The organism is Desulfoluna sp. CYM3A (genome assembly GCF_056829965.1).
The window spans coordinates 3,298,555-3,316,768 of the sequence record NZ_CP186556.1 but is presented as its reverse complement, the minus strand read 5'-3'; the positions used below and the strand labels follow the sequence as shown (position 1 = coordinate 3,316,768).

Here is an 18,214-nt window from a genome sequence, read left to right as displayed (position 1 = left end):
GGCTCGTTAGGCATAAACCCCTTGATAATAAGATAATTTTTTTAAAGGATTAATTTTGTCACAAAGAAATAAGTTACACGAAAGATTGTCAAATTTAGAATTCGGTGTTGAACATGCCCTTAAGTGATGTATCCATCAAGCTTTGCTACAGTTTAGCAAAAGGTATTTATGATGACGATTTTATATCTGAAAACTCAGAAGTTTTAGCAACTGCCACATATACATTATTGGATTTTTGCCTTCTGTAATCTACAATTCATTCTGCTGATTGGTCAAAAATTAATAATTGATTTTGAGATACTTAATGAAGAACATAGAATTGAAATACAATTATCAAACGATCAAACTTTAGAATCTGAAGATGATGAACCATTAATTGAAGATGAAGCTGAAGGAATACTTGGCCAAATAGCCAGTACTTAATACATTTAATCAATCAAAAATGTGGTACTCAAAAATTTCATGTAAAATATATCGGTCAAGCTTATGGCAAAGATCCTACAGAAGCGCTATTGATCGTTTACGCAAGCATGAAACGCTACAAAAAATAGCTCTAAGCGGTGTCCCTGAGGGATATGAAATAAATATTCTTATGCTTGAGGTCCAAACAAACACCCAACTCATAACGTAGACTCAATCCTCGTGCTCAAATCTATGTGATGACTCGAGCAGAATATCTGATGGTTTAGATGCACTTTTCAATACAACTGAAAAACAACGAATTGCATTATCTAAAGCATTATCAAGTATTTCTATCCAGAGTTTAATGAAAAGTTTAAAAACAGTTTCCCTTCAACAAACTTAACAATTTTACAGGATTGTTACAAAAGATCTTTCGGCAGTTCTGCGAAATATGTACTGATGAAATACCCTATCTGCTGTTTTCTAAAACAGTAAACCCAAGTGAATACCATATAGCAAATCACAATTTGCATGATGATGATTCAAGAAAAGCCTTTTTCTTTGGAGATGGTTAATTTTTAAATACTTAAAGTTATAGTAAACAAATTGTGGACGGACCGCCTTCCGTAGCACGCCATTATAGCGCTACGATCGGCTGCACCACATCTATGGCGTTAAACAATAAAAATACTACGAAACGAGATGATAATGCATGAAAATATTAAAAGTGGTGATTGAAAACTTTAGATCTTATAAAAAGCAAGATATTAACTTCTCTAATTACAACTGTTTTATTGGAGCCAATAGTTCTGGAAAATCAACAGTAATAAATGCATTAAATTTATTCTTTCGAGAACAAAAATAATCAAACTGACTTAGTTAAATTAACCGAAAATGATTTTCACCACAAAAACACAAAAATACCCATTATAATTACAGTTACATTTGGTGACTTATCAGATAAGGCAAAGTCCGACCTATCAGCTTATGTCCGACAAAATGGATCATTCTAAGCTGAAGCTAAATATGATGAAATTAGGGTTATGCCAGGTACAACAATAGGCCAAAGGAAAGTTATTGCAGAATTTTCTTGGCAACCGTGTTTTCAGCGTCAAAATCCGGCGCTAAAGTACCAGACCTAAAAAGCATTTATAGCTCAATAAGGGCTGAAGATAAATTGAGTGATTTAAAAGATATTAAAACAAAAGGTGGTATGGAAGCGTCTCTTAGAGAGTATGAAGAGGCACACCCTGATTTGTATGTTGCCAGTGAGGATCAATTATGGTACATATAAAGGAACCAGAACTTATTGGCTTCCCACATGCAATGGGTTTTTATACACCAACGAAAGACATATCTAAAGAAGCTGAAGAGACGAAAAATTCAGCGCTTGGGATTTTATTAGAGCGAACAGTTAGATCTAAGGTAAAATTTGATTCCGAACTTTCGAAAAATTTATTTTTCGATGATGCAAAAAATGCTTATTCTAACATGTTAGATGCTCAACAAAGTGTTTTATCATCTGTTTCATCTTCAATTGAAAAAAGACTCCATTTTTAGTCAAACCAACAATCAAGGCACAGGTAAAATGGAATTATGAAGATCAAAAGACCATTAAAATAGAAGACCCAGTGGCGGGATTTATTATGGAAATAATGACTTTGAGGGCGAGTTCAGGTTTGGTCATGGAATGCAGCGATCATATATTTTCGCGTTATTACAAGAGTTGGTAACATGTGATGATGCTAACAGCCCAAAATTGTTAATGGCTATTGAAGAACCAGAGCTTTATCAACACCCACCTCAAATAAAATACTTAGCAGAGACAATGTTCAAATTGGCTGAGGGGGAGAACCAGAATATTTCTTTGTTCTCACAGTCCATACTTTGTTCCTTCCGACGACATATCTACTCTTAGAATCATTCGAGAAAATGGTTTTCCCAGCGAATCTACTTCGTAAGTCGGATTCATTATGATGATATAGCTGAGGAACTCGGATTGAATTGAGAATCTAAGCCAACAAATCCATCTGCATTGGTTGCAAAAGTTTCACCGACTTTAAGCCCAGAGCTTAATGAAATGTTTTTCTCTCAGAAAGTTCTCATTGAGAAGTCGAAGACATATGAGATTATCACAACCTATTTGCACCTGATGAGTGTTTACGATGATTTCAGGCGTCAAGGTTGCCATATTGTTCCTGTACATGGAAAAAGTGAAATTTTCACAGCCATATGCATTGCACGATTGCTCGAAATTCCAGTTTTTGTACTGATTGATGGTGATACAAATAAACGAATCGAATATGACGAAGCCCAAAGATGAAGCCCATGTGAAGAAAAAAAAAGCCAGCTTTCTGGAGGTTAAGCATAAAAAAAGATAATGCTTCGATATTAAGGTTTTGTGGTCAATCCGATACATTGGCCTACAGAAGGCATGTATTTTTCCCTAATATTACGGTTTGGAAGACCAATATTACAGATATGCTAAAAACAGAGCTTCGGCCGGATTGGAAAGCACATCAGGATTCATCAGCTACAAAATACGGAAAGGCGAAAGGTTTACTTAAAAATCCTTTAGCTGTATCACATTCTAGAACTATCTTGGAATCATGGTAGTAAGTCTCAATCATTAATAAAAATGATTAATACAATGCTTGGGACAACTGATACAACTGTTTTGAGTAAATTAAACCAGGCGACTTCTTCAGAAGAAGTAGTTGCCTAACAATCGCTTCCACGCCGACCGGGCGCAAGTGCGGTTTTTTATGCAGTTTTACTTTAGAGGTTGGCAGTATTCATAAAGTTTAAAAGCCTCGCCGTTGGGTGAAGCGTAGCGTTATATGATTCTCAACCAATAAGGTATAAATGAAAAGTTTATTCAATCAAGGTCGAAGTAAGGTAATTTTAAATCGATTTAGTTCAAAAATTGAAGCTATCGTAACGGAAGACTCTTTTGAACTATCGCGTAACTCATCTATTTTAACAGTGATAAATTCTATGGTTAATAGTCCTGAAGATTGGGACTTACAATGCCAAATAAATATTGAATGGATTGGTGACCATTTTATAAATGCTCTTTCTGATGAAAAAGAAAAATTATCAAAAGAAAAGTTAGACGATATTTGTTCTATGTGTTTTCGGTTTCTTTTTGAACTATTCTTAAGCACAAAAGGTAGGCTTACGAGAATTTGAACAAGTACGTAAATTCGTTGTTTCAAACCTCGATTCATTCGACAATAACGCAAAGGATCAAATTAATTTTGCTATTGTTGATATGCCGATCAATATCTTGAAAGAATTATTCAATAATGAGTCTTTCCAAAGTTTTCGTGATTTCAAAGAATTTTCAGAAAAATCGGATAAATTGAAACAAGAATGGGAATCTGAGTTAAATCAAAAAGAAAAAAAAGTAAACGCACTTAAACAAGCTTTAGATGAGTATAAAACAGCCTTTAATTTTGTCGGTTTACATGATGGCTTTAATGATTTTTCAACCGAAAAAAGAAATGAGCTATTCAAAATTAAAATTGGTATGTATTTTTTAGCAGTTTTGATCGTATGCCCAATTTTGATTGAACTATACGTGATTTACACTCACTTAGCCGACATATCATCAATACAAAAAGGACTTATTGTATATGTATTCCAAGCATATCTTATCGTTATATCAATATATTATTTCCGGGTTCTTTTGTATAATTATAGGTCGACCAAATCACAAATATTACAAATCGACCTAAGAAAGACTTTGTGTCGATTTATTCAGCACTACGCTGATTATTCTTTAGAAATAAAAAATAAAGACAAAGAATCATTATCAAAGTTTGAAAACATTATCTTTTCCGGAATTGTTTCGGATGAAGGCAGACTTCCTCAACATACGATGGAATTGAACAACTTGGTAATCTCATCAAATCTGTAAAGACCTAAAAGCATATAACAAATCGCTGGTAATGAAACATGGGACAGGCTCTTGATGCTGATAATCAGAGATCAGGAATTTGACCAAGTGCCCCCCTGTGTCAGGATAGCGCTAAGAGTAGCACAGCTGTATCACGGGGCCATGCTCCGCTCTGTAATGTTTTCTGCGCGGGCCGTGTCGCAGACGTACACGTATCTTGAGTTGTCTTGCGTCGTTCTTACCAGCGTTGTTGAGCCTATGGTCGGGCTGTAACGTAATTCCAGAGTTTCCCATTTTTCCTGTCGAGCCACGTTGCGGTGATGACGATGGAGCCCAGCTTTTTTTCACAGCACTCCTTGGACCTGTTTTCTGAGACGCCGCATCCCCATTTGTTCTCGGGATCGCTAAAACAGGTGTGCAGGCCTTGGGATATGCACCTGGACGTTGGGGGCGGGTAGTCGGTATACCTCGCTGAATGAACCGTCTATGGCCACCAGTGTGAGTAACTTGAAATCATCCATGACAGATGTAGACCAGCTTGGCGTGGTCTTTCTAGGGTCCGTATTTTTATTTTCAATGGGGCGGCCAGGAGGGGCGGGGTGATGAGGTAGCCCCTGGCAGGGGTTCCCTGGAAAAAATAATCTTTGACATGGTTCCCAAATGCCATGTTGGTGTTTGCAGATCATGACCCCGTGGTCCAGGCATTCGGCGCATTCCGTTTTTAGTTTCTCAAACGCATCTACGGGGAGGGGCAGAGGCCCGGCCCAACTGATGTGGGTGGTGAAAAGGATTATCAAAAGACAGGAGAGGGCTGTTGGGGCGGTGTGCTTCACGTTCCTCCAGTGTACCCCCCGAGCGGTGGTGCAACGGATCCGGTTCATTATCCTTGGGCCTTTTTTATGCCTGGGCTGTGACGACATAGCTCTCCATGGGTGCTGCCAGTCCCTGATCATCCACATAATCCCATATCGATTCACGGATCCATCGGATCATTTCTTCCCGTTTGGCCTTTTCCAATGCGAGAATTTTCCCAGCAAAGGGGGATGCCGCAAAGCCTCCCATGAGAAACTCGTCCAGTGGTGAATAGCGCATCTGTTTGATGACCAGAGAGATGCCCACATGCCGGAATCCGGTGGCGGTAAAGAGCTTTCTCAGGTCGTCGGCATTGCCCGGAGGGGATAGGAGGCAGAGAGGTTGCGGCAGCTTAGCTGACATACCTACGAAGGGCCCGGTGAACTGCCAATAAAAGGCAAACTGGAAAGAGGGCGCCCACGCACTTGAATACAATCCGCTCCTGGAACAAGAACAGCTTTGACCTGCAAGCACAGCAGGATCACTGAAATATTGCAGGCCTTGCTGGCACAACACAACGTTGAACGTGGCATCGGAATAGGGCAGAGACTCTGCATGGCCGTGGTTCCACTCGATGGGAACGGTGCGCTCCGGGCTCAGGGCACGTGCTTTTTGCAGGACGGCCTCGTTTGCATCCATGCCGCTGGTGCAGACCGATTCGCCCATGGCTTTCCATACATGCCTGGAAACAATGCCCGTGCCGCATCCAAGGTCCAGGAGCCTGTCCCCGCCCTGCAGCTGGGCCCTGTTCACCATATCCTGTGCCCAGGCTCCGCTGAACGCAGGAACGATATACCTTTCATACGCTTCCGGGCCATCTCCGCTTAATGTCCAGCCACCTTTGTTATCCACGGTGCTCTCCATCCTGGTACCTCGGTTTCATAGCCATTCAGCTCAAAAAGGCCTCCGGCAGGATTGCCGGAGGCGACGTTCATGTGGGTTGTTCCTTTCAATGCTTACTCACCGTAAACTTCCACTTCAGCCAGGGAGAGGATACCCGTGCCGTCGAGCTGTATCTTCACGTAACGGCCCTGGGCGGAGACGGGAAGCGTCAGGGTGGTTTCCGACAGGGCTTCCTGGTAGTGGCGCGTCACCGAGTCGTCCACCAGCAGGTCGGCAAGGGGGCGGTTGTCCATGGGGGCGTCGGAGATGAAGAGGTAGAAGTGGCTGAGGCGCTCGGCACAGCAGTCGGTGCGGTTGGCAAGCTCAACGCGGGATATGTCGATCTGGGTACCCAGGTCCACCTGCCACCAGGCGTTGGGGTCGCTGTTCGTGTGGGTGACGGAGCCAGCGGCCCAGTTGCCGTTGGGGTTGCCGTCCACGGCGCGGGAGGCGTGGGCGGTGCCGTTGTAGGTGGAAGACTGGGCGGTGGGCTTGCCCAGGGCGCGGTTGTCGTAAGGGTTGGCGACCCACTGGCCTTCGTTGAGGCGATCCGAGTAGTTGATCCAGACGGCGTCGATGCCGAGGCCGGTTTTGAGGTCCCGAAGCAGGGCGTTTTCGTAGCCGTTGACCGGGACACCGAAGACAAGGCCTTCCCCGGGAAATTCGGTGTCGCAGGCGGTGCGGGCCTCAGCCCAGGTGTAGGCACCGTCGGTGATGAACCAGTCTCCGTTTGACGGGTTCATGCAGGCCACGCAGCGCATGGTTGAGCAGGGCAGGTCGTTGAACCTTCCGTCGCTGCGCTGCTCGGCGCAGTCTTCGCCCCCGGCGTCGTTGGGCTCGTTTTCTCCCCAGCTCCAGATCTGGGCCTTGAGGCGCGAATCAAAGGGAACCACCTGGTCCAGGCCGATGGCGCCGATGCCGCATTCGGCCATCTGGGCCGCATCGGCCGCGGTAATGGGCGGGCCCGGGTCCCCGAAGAGGGCTGAGAGGGTGGTGGAATCCTCATAGATGCGGACAAGGTGGCTCTGGATATAGGCGACGTCTTTGTTGCCTGCGGAGCAGGTGGGGCAGGGCACGAAGTTCTCCAGTGATTCCGTGGAGGAAAAATGCCCGTTGAAGACGTAGTTGGCCCAGTTGGTGGTGGCGCAGTTGCCGCCGATGAGAAGGATCTGCTTGCCTGCGGCCAGGACATCGGCCTTGGAGAGGTCCATGGGAAGGCGCTTGCACCCGCCGGGCTTGTAAACCAGATCGCCGATGATCCCGTTCATTTCGCCGATGGCTTTGTCGTAGTGGCCTTCCATGTGGTCTTCCAGATAGATGATGAGGACCTCGTCGGGGTTTACGTTGAGCCAGTTTCTGATCTCCTGGAGCCCCTGGGTGAAGAAGCGGTCGTTGGGGTGGGTGCCGGTGTCCCCGTTGGCGTGGCTCAGCTTCAGCTCCTGGGAGAACTTCCATTCCCAGGGCCAGAACCCGCTTGACGAGAAGGTGTGGTGCACATCAAGCTCCAGGGCGCGGATGCCGATCTGGAGCTGGTCGGTGAGGCTGATTTTGTGGTTGGGGTCGATGTAGCTTCCGTTTTGGGAGTAGACCCCGGCGTTGTACGAGTTGTGGGTGGTGAGAAAACTTGCCTTGCCAAAGGGGGCATTGCGATCGATTTCACCCTGGTGAGACAGGGCGCGATACTCCCAGCTCCCTTTGTAGTCGGATACATCGGATGCATACACCGCAGGCGCAAAAAGAAACAGTGCCCCTGCAACCAGACCTTTCATTCGTCGTGTCAGCATGGTTACCTCTGTGTTGGTGAACGTGAGGTGGCGGTAAGATATTCCGCCGGGTGAGCGGGCTGTGGGTGCCCGGACGCATCAGCCCAAGGCGTGGGCTGGGTAACATAAAGACGTGATACGATGGCTTTTACTGCACGGCATCCATTCCTGAATTGAATGGATGTAAACAAAGTGTTCTTCCGTAAACCTTCCTGAATTTCTAACGGGGATGAGGGAATATGTCAATTGTTTTAGTTTTGTTGTAGCAATTCAGCTCAAAAGGCCCTGGGACGGTCCTGGAAAGGGCCCGCAGACCCTCTGCGAAACCCATGGGATATAGTGGTTGATTTTTGGTTGACGATACGTTAATCTGCACCAAAATACCAATCGCAAATGCCTAAAATTTAAACGCATAGATTGAATTTTCGCCTTCCTGAGTCCATGGGCCCCACGGCCCAAATTCGCTTCCAGAGTCCTTGCCTTTCGCATCCTTGCGACGCGCGCTCATAGCGCCTATATATCCTTAGCCCTTAGCCTCTTTCCATATATCTGTCTTTCAAGGACAAACCCATGAGGATTACGCTGATAGCACCTCCCCTGATGGATTACCATGGGGGGACACTCACCCCCATTGCCATGGACGCGGTCAGGTCCTGTCCGCCCTACGGCATCTACCTGCTCGCCACGATTCTTCGCAACCATGGCCACGAGGTCATCATCATTGATCTCATCGCCCAGGGGTCCAATGAGTTGTCCCACCACGCCGGGCTGATCATGTCCAGTCACCTTGTGGGCATCGGCACCACCTCCCTTGCCTGGCCCACGGCCAGGACGTGCATCGATCAGGTCCGAAAGTATCACCCCCGTGTCCCCATTGTGCTGGGGGGCATCCATGCCACCATGTTCGACACCTACCTGCTTGCCTCCACATCGGCTGATTACTGCATTCGCGGGGAGGGGGATAAGGCCCTGCCCATGCTCTGCGAGACGCTGGAGAGCGGCGGAGACCTGGCCCGGGTTCCCAACCTGACCGTCATGGGAGGAGACGGCAGGATTCGCAGGACGCCAACCGCGCCGCTGATGTCGGAAACCGAGATGGCGGCACTTCCCATACCAGATTACGGCTGCCTCCATCCCGGCATTTACCCCAGCCTGGGCATCGAGTCCTCCAGGGGCTGCCCCTTTGACTGCGTCTTCTGCTCCACGGCTTACAGGAAAACATGGCGGGGGCTTTCTCCGGCCGAGTTTGTCCGTCGGGTGGAGCGGTTGACGGGGTACCTCTCCCTTACGACCCAGGGCATCATCCAGATCATCGACGATGAGTTCAGCGTGAAACAGGAGCGGGCCGTGGAGATCTTCCGGGGGTTCCGTGAAAAAAGGCTCCCCGTGCAGGCGATTTTCAGCTCCCGGGCCAATGACATGCTCAACGGTGCCTTTGTGGAGTCGGCATTGCCCTATGCCCATCAATTTCTGGTGGGGGCGGAGTGCGGCTACGACGAGGGGTTGAAAAAGGCAGGCAAGGGGACCACCACGGAGAACATCACCAAAGCCGCGGCCCTGCTGAAAGAGTACGGCATAGCGGGCCGGGCCGATTTTTCGTTTATCATCGGCCTGCCGGAGACACGTGCCGAGGTGATGCAGACCGTGGATTTTGCCGCAGGTCTTTATGAACATATGGGGTCCGGGTGTTGATCCAGTGGTATTGCCAGATTCCCGGCTCCAGGCTCTGGGAGGAACAACGCCGAAAGGAGGTCCTCCATGAGGCCCTTTACGACGATTTTGGCTTTTTCGGCAGCAACTATCTTTTTCGAAGCGGGATTCCCCTGGCCCCGTCCGAGGTCCACGAGGTGACCCGACATATCCTTGATCTTCAGGCTCAGGCCCCGCCGGACATGATCCAGAGCTGCACCCCCGAACCTATCCTGAAGTATTACCCGGACATTGCCCATTCGTCTGAGGTATCCGCCCTTGAGAACCTACGCGACGCCTCGGGCATTCCATAACCCAATGAATCAAAGGAGAACTGTCATGTCGCAAGAAAAATGCGTAACGGCTATTGTGGGGCAACCGCTCCAGATTGTCCTGCAGTCCAATGTGGGGTCCACCGGGTACGGGTGGTATCTCTCCTTTCTGGACGGCGGAATCGCACTTTTTGGCTCCTGCGTTACACCAGCCTCCTCTGCCTACGGTGGTCCCTCCAACCATGCCTTTGACTTTGTGGCACTGAAGGAGGGAACTTATAAGGTTGAGTTTATCCTCATTGCCCCATGGCGAATGGAAGAGCCCGCACAGACCGAGACCTATACCATAGAGATCAAAGCGCCCTCCAAGACCGCAGCCGACGACATCGAAGAGGCCATGAAGTCCCAGCGGTTCACCAGTGCCGATGCCGTGAGCCCGGAGTCCGGCCCCTCCATGGTGCTGAAGTATGCCACGCCCATGGCTTCCCCTGTCCTGAAATACGCCGCCCCCATGGGTGGAATGGATGCCTCGGCCACCATGCTCGCCTATGCGGCGCCCATGGCAAGCGCCGGACAGGCTACCTGCGCATCCTGCGGCCCGGTCATTCTCTATGCCGCGCCCATGGCCCAGGCAAACATGGCGACGGTGACTAACCTCTACGCCGCCCCCATGGCACAGGCCAACGCCATGACTCAGCCCATGCCCATGTACGCAGCACCCCTCGGCGCGTGCACAACGGATCCGTGCACGGCCGCCGCTTCCGTGAATATGCTCTACCAGGCGCCCATGATGCAGGCCAACGCCATGGCCCAGCCGGTCTATGCGGCGCCCATGACCCAGCCCATGCCCATGTACGCAGCACCCGTAGGTGCCTGCGCCACGGACCCGTGCACGGCCGCCGCCTCCGTGAGCATGCTCTATCAGGCCCCCATGATGCAGGCCAATGCCATGGCTCAGCCGGTCTATGCCGCGCCCATGCCGCAACCCATGCCCATGTATGCGGCCCCGGCCACCTGCCAGCCCGCAGACCCCAGAATGGGACTGCCGCCTTTCACCATTCTCTATGCCGCTCCCATGATCCGCGGCGGTGCGTCTGCACAGCCGTTGTACGCCGCACCCTCCTACACGCCGGTGCAGGCGTTGTACGCTGCGCCCATGGCACAGGCATCCTTTGCCATGCCCCCTTACGCCGCACCCTGTAACCCCGCCACAGGCTGCTGCTGTTAACGGCTTCGGGCTGCAGTCACCGGGAGGACCCCATGGCTGCAGCCCTTGACCCGGAACCCACATACGAAAAGGATCGGAGCATGGATTATTTGCCTGTTACCGCTGTCTGGGAAATCACCATGGGGTGCAACATGCGATGCGACCACTGCGGGTCGTCCTGTGCGGAGCCGTTGCCGGATGAGCTGACCACGGATGAGGCCCTGGCCCTTTGTGACGACCTCAAAGCGGTGGGACTCAAGTGGATTACCCTGTCCGGGGGGGAGCCCCTGACCCGGACCGACTGGCCGAAGCTTGCAGGGCGCCTCACCGCCAACGGCATCAAGCCCAACATCATCACCAACGGCTGGCTGGTCAATGAGGAGATGGTAAAGACGGCCCAGGCCAACGGGGTGGAGACCATCTCCATCTCCCTGGACGGCAACCGTGAAACCCACGACGCCATTCGGAAAAAAGGGGCCTTTGACAAGGTGATCAGTGCCTTTCAGGTGCTTAACGCCTGCAACCATGTGAGCGCCTCCAACACCACGGTGACCAAGCACAACCTCCACCAGCTCGACGAGATCAAGGAGATCCTTCTGGAAAACAACGTGGACCTCTGGCAGATCCAGATCGGCCTGCCCATGGGGAACATGGCCGAGGACCGGGAGTCCGTGGTGGAGCCTTCGGTCATCGAATACCTCATCGACTACTCCCACCGGGTTACGATGGAGGGGCGCATCAAGGTTTTTCCCGCCGATTGCCTGGGGTACTACACCGAAAAGGAGAGCATCGTTCGCCAGATCAGCATGAATGTCCCGACAGCCGTGCTGTGGCAGGGGTGCAACGCCGGTAAGCGAAGCTTCGGGATCCTTCACAACGGGGACATCCTGGGGTGCACGTCCATTCGGGATACCGGCATGATAGAGGGCAACATCAGGGAGCGCCCCTTAACGGAGATCTGGAACGCCCCCGATGCCTTCTCCTGGTCCCGCAGTCTTAAAAAGTCGGACCTCGGCGGCCTGTGCGGAGAGTGCGCATACGGCGACGCCTGTCTGGGCGGCTGCCCCAACACCCGGTTGACCCTGAATGGCTCCATCCATGCGGAGAACCAGTACTGCGTCTACCACACCACCATGGAGGCCACCCGGAGCAAGCTGAAGGGCTACAACGATCCGGCGGAACTCATGGAGACGGCCTGGGCCTATGCCAACCAGCAGAAGTGGCAGCTCGCCTCCCTCACGTTGAAGCGCGTCCTGGAGCTGGACCCGCAGCGGGTGGATGCCCTGGAGCTGTTCGGGTTCGTGAGCTACAACCTGAACAATTTCACACAGGCCAAGGAGGCCAACGAAGAGGTCCTGAAGATGGATCCGCAGAACCCATATGCCCTCAAGGGCCTTGGCCTGAGCCTTCACCGGCTTAACCGCACCGAGGAGGGTATCGCAAGTCTGCTCAAGGCCACCGAAGCGGCCACGCCCCAGCACATGGACTCTTTTTATGACCTCTCCGTGGTTTACTCGGAACTCAATCAGCCGGGTAAGGCTCGGGAGATTCTGGAAGAGGGTGAAAAAAGATTCCCGGGTTACATCGGGCGGTTCACCGGCGCGGTTCAAGGGGTCTACCCGGCGACCTGACGCCATTTGACATAAGCCATCAAAGCCTGCGGCAAGTTGTTTGTGTGCCGCAGGTTTTTTTTGCTTCAGGGGAACACGGGGCGAGATGTTTTCTCTGGCGGAACATTTTTGAGATGGTTTTGGAGCACTATGACTACATGTGATGTTTTTGTGTGGCCTCTGGGTGGTAACTATCTGTATGGTCATATTAAATTTTTGACAGTACTTTTTGCTGTATAGTAAAACAATGTTGTTATTTTGCTTTTTTGGACGTAATAATGGGGGCGTTTGACTGGTATTTTTTCTTGGGGGAGGAGGTACGTTTCCCGACGGATGGAGATCCTTAGGAAGGCCGGGTGCTTTCGGCCCCTGTGAGGCGCAGGGTATGTCATGTGTTTTGCTTTGCGACTCGGAATTGGATGATGTGGAATGACGGAGGAGACGATGGACGAGCAACAGACAGAGACCACCCAGGAGACACCGATGGATCAGAAGCAGGCCATGGAGGCCATCAAGGCGTTCAACCCCCTGACGTTTGCGGGTGTTGGCCTGATCCTTGTTTTTGTTATCCTCTGCTTTATCGGAAGCCTTTCCATTCGCTGGTGGCTGATGGTCCCCGTGGCCGTAGCGGGCGTGGCCCTGTTGATGAAGCAGAAAACCGAGAGCACCGGCCTGGAATTGCAGGTCTGTACCTATGGTATCTGGACCATGGTGGCTGTGTTTTTGCTGCGGGATATCATGATGGCCCATCAGGTGGCCACTGTGGTGGACGGCTTCAGCGACGTTATGAACAATTTTAATTTTTAAGTCGCAGCTCCGCACGCTTTTATGATCGCCGTGCACCATGGGAAGCTCCATGGGCACGGCGTTTTTATTTTGGAGGGGAAAAACCCGGACCCTGGCAATCAGCAATCAGCAAACAGGGGACCAGCAAACAGGGGACAGGCTCTTTATGCTGGGCACCCCATGGGGCCTCTTTTTAGCGACTGAACAGCTACAACAAACTCTCAAAAAGCCTGCGGCATGGTTTATACCGCAGGCTTTTTTATGCACGTTGCCCAGATAAGGCATCACCTTATTTAGGCATCAAAGGCAAAGACCAGGGTGGCCAACTCCCCTGAGACATTGTACCCGCCGTGGCAGGTGACGCGTGAGGTGCCTGCCTTCAACACCAAGGCGTTGTGGGCCTTGTCCGGGTCGGGCTGCATGAGGGGGCCGGGGGCTTCCCCGAAGGAGACCTGTTTTGCCATGCACAGGTCGTGGGTTTTCCGGTCCATGATGCAGAGGGTGCCCGAGGTGATGCAGACCTCGGGGCAGTTGCCTGTCTCTTCATGGGCAAAAGGCTCGGGGTGCCAGCTGGTAACGGCGTCGTTGCTGTACCGGATTTCACCATAGGCCATCTTTCGGGTCTCTTTTTGAAAGATGAGACGGACCGAGGGGGTGCCGTTGGGCAGGGGGTGAACCAGGCTGATCGCCTTGTGCGGATGGCTTGCATCGCACACCACGAGCTCTCCAGAAACAAGGTGGAGGGATCCCGGGGCCTGGATTTCCTCGATCCCAGGGGCGGCGGCCCCTTCGCGGATGATGCGCTCCAGTCCGTCAGGGGCGGCCGCAGGGGCCACCACCCGGAAGGTTTGCGTCAGCAGGGTCTGGGTGTTGTCCGTGTCCCGGATCTCGATGGTCCACATGCCCGGTACGCATTCGGCTGCCGTCTCAAAGGTCCAGCCAGCGAAGATGCGTCCCTGGCTCACACCGTTTTGAGCCCATTCGGTGCTGGTGACGGCTTCCTGTTCGCCCGAAAGGGCGGGGTGGAGAATCCGCACGCGATGGGAAAGCACCTCGGGGGCGTCCGCGTCGTTGCAGGTGAACCGGATACCGAAGCTGGTACCGACCTGGGCCGGGATAAGGAGGGTCTCCTCCAGGATCCGTGGGTTGTGGGCCATGACCGATGCACCCGGTGCAGGGGTTTCGTCGCAGGCGTCAGACTCCAGGACGTAGGGCCCGAAGTCCACAAGGGTCAGCCTGGGAAGGGCTTGTGCCTCGGGGGCGGCTTTTTTCGCTCGGGCCACCAGGTCACGGATTTTCCTTGAGCCGTCGTCTTTAAAGGCCAGGAGAAGGGGCAGGGCCGAGGGCTCTTCGTCGATCAGCTCAAGGGCCTCAAGGCGTTTTTGGGGCTTGAGGCCTGCAAGGCAGGGGACGAGATCCGCTTCCTTTGCCAGCTCCAGAAGGGCCTTTGCCTCCCCGCAGTCCAGGATAAAGGAAAAGAGGCAATGCACAGGGGGATTCACCTGCTTGATGTAGGCGATATACGCGTCAAAGGAGCCCTGGAACTCTTCCCAGCCCGCTTCAAGGCCTTCGGGGCTGGCCGCTGCCAGGAAGGTGAGGGCGCGGAGACGCGTGGGCTCGTCCATGGTCCAGATGAAGTCTTTTATCCTGCAGTCGTAGTAACTCTCCATTTCGAAGGAGAGCTTCTCAATGGCGTGGGCGGCAATGGGGGCCACCTCGGCAAAGGGCTTTTCTCCACGGACATAGGCCAGGGCATCGTCGGCCATGGCGGCTTTGAAGGAATCCCGGGTCATCTCCCGGTGCAGGCTCTCAATCAGCTCAGGGGGGCAGGATGCCGAGACCACCGCCACACGGGTGCTGTACAGGAAGGAGCCGTACCCCTGGGCCATCTCCCTGAAGAGGATGGGTACGATCCAGGGGCGGAGAAGGGGGACGTATCCGGTGTCGGTCTCCTGAAGGAGAAGCCATCGGTAGCCGTTGCCCCCAGGATTGGCGGCCTCTTCCAGCTCGGCCTGCTTCAGGGCTTCGGCCTCGGAGGGGACAGGGCTCACCTTCCCAAGGATGGGGGCGCTGGCAGTGGGGTCTGCCACTGACAGGATGGCGCCATGGCTTCGGGCGCGGCTGACAAAGACGCTTTCCGGGCAGGTCAGGCTTGAGTTGAGCACGGTGGCGAGGGTGTCGAAAAAGAGTTCCCGGCCCAGGTCGAACCCGAAGTCGGGAAAGGCTTCCTGGGTGTCTTTGAAAAATTGGAGCTGTGTGGATTTGGGCAGCATCCCGAGCCCGTCCCTGAGGTCCCGCTTGTTGTTGGCGTGGATTTTTCCGAAGAAGCTGCGGTCTTCCTCGGTCTCCCCTTCGGTGAACATCTCCATGAGGCTGTGGTAAAGGGAGGCCTTGTCCTCGTTGTTCTGGCACCGCTCCACCTTCCATGCCCAGATACCGGGTTTTGGAAATTTGAGCCTCTCCAGATTGTCCTCAAAGGTGATTTCGTCCGTGACGGTGTCCATGAACTCATCGCGGTAGGAGGCCCGGTGGATGAAACTCAGGTTTCGCAGGCTCTTTACCGGGGCCAGGTCAGCCAGGAGCATCAAGGCGCGAGAAGCGGCTTTGCTGATGGAAAGGGGCATGAGGGCCAGGAAATAGGCCGTGATCTGGATTTTCTGGATGTGGTCGGAGACGCCAGTGAAAAGTTCATAATGGGCCTGCCTGGCATGGCTACGGCTGTCACGGACCCCAAGGCGGTTTTTCATGATCTCAAGGGCTTCCTCGTGGGTGAGGCGCTCCCCCTTGGGGGGCTGGAGCTGGGCCAGCTCCTCGGGGGTGAGTCCCTCTTTGCCCACCTTCATGGCTTTCATGATGAGGTCCCTTGGAGGGGCCGCAGGCTTCACCCCGCGGACGTAGGTTTTGACTCGGTTCCAGTCTGCCAGGGCTTTTTCCAGCTTTTCCACCTCCTCCGGTGTGGGGCGCATGTGCTCGGGCCGGTTCGGGTCACGGAGCCTTTGGGCTTTTTCTGCGCAGATAAAGCTGGAGTGGTCCTCCACCTCGTCAAAGAAAAAGGGGAGGAAATGGGTCTCCACGTAGGTGACGAGGGTATCGGTGAGGGTGTCGTGGGCGTTTTCGGTGAAGTCGGTGTGAAGCGTGCACGCGGCAAGGGTCATGAGGCCTGGATCTTTGTGGGAAAAGAGATCGGCCAGGAGGGGTGTGGCGTCCTCCCGGTGCTCGCGCAGTAGCCTGGTACAGGCGGTGAGGTTTTTGCCGAAGACGTTGTCGTTGTCTCCGGTGAAGGCGTCGAGGTTCTGTTTGAAGGCCTGGCGCCAGTCTGAGCCGTAGCGGGTCTGGAAGTCCGCTTCGGATAGCATCTCCCATTCATCGGTGATGAAATCCACCGTGTCCATGGCAAAGGGCTGTTTACCGAAAAATCGGTGGAACACATCCAGAAATCGGAGGATGCACTGTTCTCCCCGGGTGATCTCTGCGGAGGTGAGGTCCTCGTCGCAGTGGTCGTAGACAAGGTCCCGGATGGTGTGGTGGAACTCTTCAAGGAGGCTGTCGAACCCTCCCACATACCAGGTAAAGGTTTTCAGGATCTTGTGATTGCCTTTCCTGGCGAGGTCCATGGGATCACAGGGCGCAAGGGTGTCAAGGACCTCAGGTTTATGTCCGTGCTCAACATAAGCCCAGATGGCCTCCCCGTTGTCAAAGGCCCCTTCAATGAAAGACTGCCACTGTTCCGTGGCCTCTCCACGGTAGTAGTAACAGTCGTCATCCTCTTCTTCGGCGGGTCGTGGAGAGACCAGGGGACGACCCAGGAATGCCTCGATCTCGTCGTGGAGTTCTGCTGCCTCGTTGTCGGCCTGGTCCCGCACCCCTTTTCGGCTGAGGATTTCAAGGTGGTCGTCTTCATCGACATACTCTTCGCCGCTGGTGAGCATGGTGATGTAAAACGCGTCAATGGGGCGCTCCACATGGTCCCGTTCATCTTCGCTGTACTGAAGGAAAGGCTGGCTGGCAAACCGTTCCTTCATGGCCTCTTTGAAGTAGGCGTGGTCGTCGGGGTGCTTGCGAAGGTGCAGCAGAAGGTCGCGCTCTTCTTCCGATGCATCGATCATCATCCCTTCGGTGTCCATGCCGTGGGAGGCAAATATCATGGTTCGTACCTCGGCATTGTCGCAGTAACAGAAGGCCTTGATGAGGTCCCGGGTGATGCCGCACCGGCGTACGAGCATGGGGAGGTAGCCCAGAATGTAGTCGGCGTGCTCCGTGTCCCAGTAAGGGATGAAGTAGGCCCCCAGGAGATAAGTGTACTCGGGGAACCTGCGCGCAATGATGTACAGGATGTCCACACCGAACACGGCGACATCGTCAATCCACATGGCCGAGGTGTCGTTCTGCTTGCGGGCGTACTCCACGATGGCCATGGCCGCGTCCAGGATTTCTGCCTTCAGCTCCGGGTGATCACAGGCCTTGAGAAAGAGGTGGGTCTCGGAATAGAGAAACTCGTCGAGGCGGGTGCTCTCCACGGGTGCCGCCGAGCCCCTTTTGAACCGGTAGACCTCCTCGGCAAGGGAGGTGTTATCGATGTCCGAAAGGGTTATGGCCGTCCCGGACTCGGTTTCGACATATATGTTGCAGTAGGAGAACATGTCCTCGGTAAAGGCCTCTTCAGAGCGTATGAGGCGACCGTATGTCCGGAGGCCTGCCTTGATGGACCGGATGTCCTGAGGGTCGAAGGTGATTTTGTTTGTTGTATGAAACTGCTCCATGGAAACACTCCGCAAATGGGCTCAATTCAGTTGGCATGACTGGTGAGTCATGATGGTTTTTCAATCTCGGGGTAAACGTTTTTTGAATTT

Annotated in this window: 15 protein-coding genes; 12 read left to right on the top strand and 3 right to left on the bottom strand. The window is 52.6% G+C overall.

What is annotated here, in order from left to right; genetic code table 11:
* Window positions 1-1,114: 1,114 nt before the first annotated feature.
* From ACOYW1_RS16920 to ACOYW1_RS16890, 7 genes are all read left to right on the top strand, one after another.
* On the top strand, window positions 1,115-1,267 hold the full coding sequence (locus tag ACOYW1_RS16920) for an AAA family ATPase (RefSeq protein WP_482418956.1): 153 nt from the start codon (window positions 1,115-1,117) through the stop codon (window positions 1,265-1,267).
* A gap of 225 nt (window positions 1,268-1,492) precedes the next feature.
* Window positions 1,493-1,696, top strand: a complete 204-nt coding sequence (locus ACOYW1_RS16915) for a hypothetical protein (RefSeq protein WP_482418955.1) — start codon at window positions 1,493-1,495, stop codon at window positions 1,694-1,696.
* Window positions 1,684-1,962, top strand: a complete 279-nt coding sequence (locus ACOYW1_RS16910) for a hypothetical protein (RefSeq protein WP_482418954.1) — start codon at window positions 1,684-1,686, stop codon at window positions 1,960-1,962. Before ACOYW1_RS16915 ends, ACOYW1_RS16910 begins: the two co-directional genes overlap by 13 nt.
* Before the next feature lie 130 nt (window positions 1,963-2,092).
* Complete coding sequence (locus tag ACOYW1_RS16905; protein WP_482418953.1) at window positions 2,093-2,320, top strand: hypothetical protein; 228 nt, start codon at window positions 2,093-2,095, stop codon at window positions 2,318-2,320.
* Window positions 2,321-2,482: 162 nt separating this feature from the next.
* Window positions 2,483-2,725: a TOPRIM nucleotidyl transferase/hydrolase domain-containing protein gene (locus tag ACOYW1_RS16900; protein ID WP_482423749.1), complete on the top strand. Its 243-nt coding sequence runs from the start codon at window positions 2,483-2,485 to the stop codon at window positions 2,723-2,725.
* A 542-nt stretch (window positions 2,726-3,267) separates the two neighbouring features.
* Window positions 3,268-3,594: a hypothetical protein gene (locus ACOYW1_RS16895; protein WP_482418952.1), complete on the top strand. Its 327-nt coding sequence runs from the start codon at window positions 3,268-3,270 to the stop codon at window positions 3,592-3,594.
* 97 nt (window positions 3,595-3,691) lie between these two features.
* Window positions 3,692-4,324: a hypothetical protein gene (locus tag ACOYW1_RS16890; RefSeq protein WP_482418951.1), complete on the top strand. Its 633-nt coding sequence runs from the start codon at window positions 3,692-3,694 to the stop codon at window positions 4,322-4,324.
* Window positions 4,325-5,200: 876 nt separating this feature from the next.
* Here ACOYW1_RS16890 and ACOYW1_RS16885 read toward each other — a convergent pair.
* Both ACOYW1_RS16885 and ACOYW1_RS16880 read right to left on the bottom strand, forming a co-directional pair.
* On the bottom strand, window positions 5,201-5,911 hold the full coding sequence (locus ACOYW1_RS16885) for a class I SAM-dependent methyltransferase (RefSeq protein WP_482423748.1): 711 nt from the start codon (window positions 5,909-5,911) through the stop codon (window positions 5,201-5,203).
* A gap of 200 nt (window positions 5,912-6,111) precedes the next feature.
* Window positions 6,112-7,821, bottom strand: a complete 1,710-nt coding sequence (locus ACOYW1_RS16880; RefSeq protein ID WP_482418950.1) for a discoidin domain-containing protein — start codon at window positions 7,819-7,821, stop codon at window positions 6,112-6,114.
* Window positions 7,822-8,370: 549 nt separating this feature from the next.
* Here ACOYW1_RS16880 and ACOYW1_RS16875 point away from each other — a divergent pair.
* The 5 genes from ACOYW1_RS16875 to ACOYW1_RS16855 all read left to right on the top strand — a co-directional run bounded on the left by ACOYW1_RS16875 (window position 8,371) and on the right by ACOYW1_RS16855 (window position 13,385).
* Window positions 8,371-9,492, top strand: coding sequence for a B12-binding domain-containing radical SAM protein (locus ACOYW1_RS16875; RefSeq protein ID WP_482418949.1), 1,122 nt, complete (start codon window positions 8,371-8,373; stop codon window positions 9,490-9,492).
* Window positions 9,486-9,803, top strand: a complete 318-nt coding sequence (locus ACOYW1_RS16870; protein WP_482418948.1) for a hypothetical protein — start codon at window positions 9,486-9,488, stop codon at window positions 9,801-9,803. The genes ACOYW1_RS16875 and ACOYW1_RS16870 overlap by 7 nt, the downstream gene beginning before the upstream one ends.
* Window positions 9,804-9,828: 25 nt before the next feature.
* Window positions 9,829-10,989 carry a protease inhibitor I42 family protein gene (locus tag ACOYW1_RS16865; protein WP_180143062.1) on the top strand — a complete coding sequence of 387 codons (1,161 nt, stop codon included), beginning with the start codon at window positions 9,829-9,831 and terminating at the stop codon, window positions 10,987-10,989.
* A 32-nt stretch (window positions 10,990-11,021) separates the two neighbouring features.
* Window positions 11,022-12,599 (top strand): radical SAM protein, encoded by a 1,578-nt coding sequence (locus tag ACOYW1_RS16860; protein WP_482418947.1) that lies wholly within the window; start codon window positions 11,022-11,024, stop codon window positions 12,597-12,599.
* 408 nt (window positions 12,600-13,007) lie between these two features.
* Entirely contained in the window at window positions 13,008-13,385 is a 378-nt protein-coding gene (locus ACOYW1_RS16855; RefSeq protein ID WP_482418946.1) for a hypothetical protein, read from the top strand.
* 272 nt (window positions 13,386-13,657) lie between these two features.
* Here the strand turns inward: ACOYW1_RS16855 and ACOYW1_RS16850 are convergent, their stop codons facing one another.
* On the bottom strand, window positions 13,658-18,124 hold the full coding sequence (locus ACOYW1_RS16850; RefSeq protein ID WP_482418945.1) for a DUF3859 domain-containing protein: 4,467 nt from the start codon (window positions 18,122-18,124) through the stop codon (window positions 13,658-13,660).
* Window positions 18,125-18,214 lie beyond the last annotated feature (90 nt).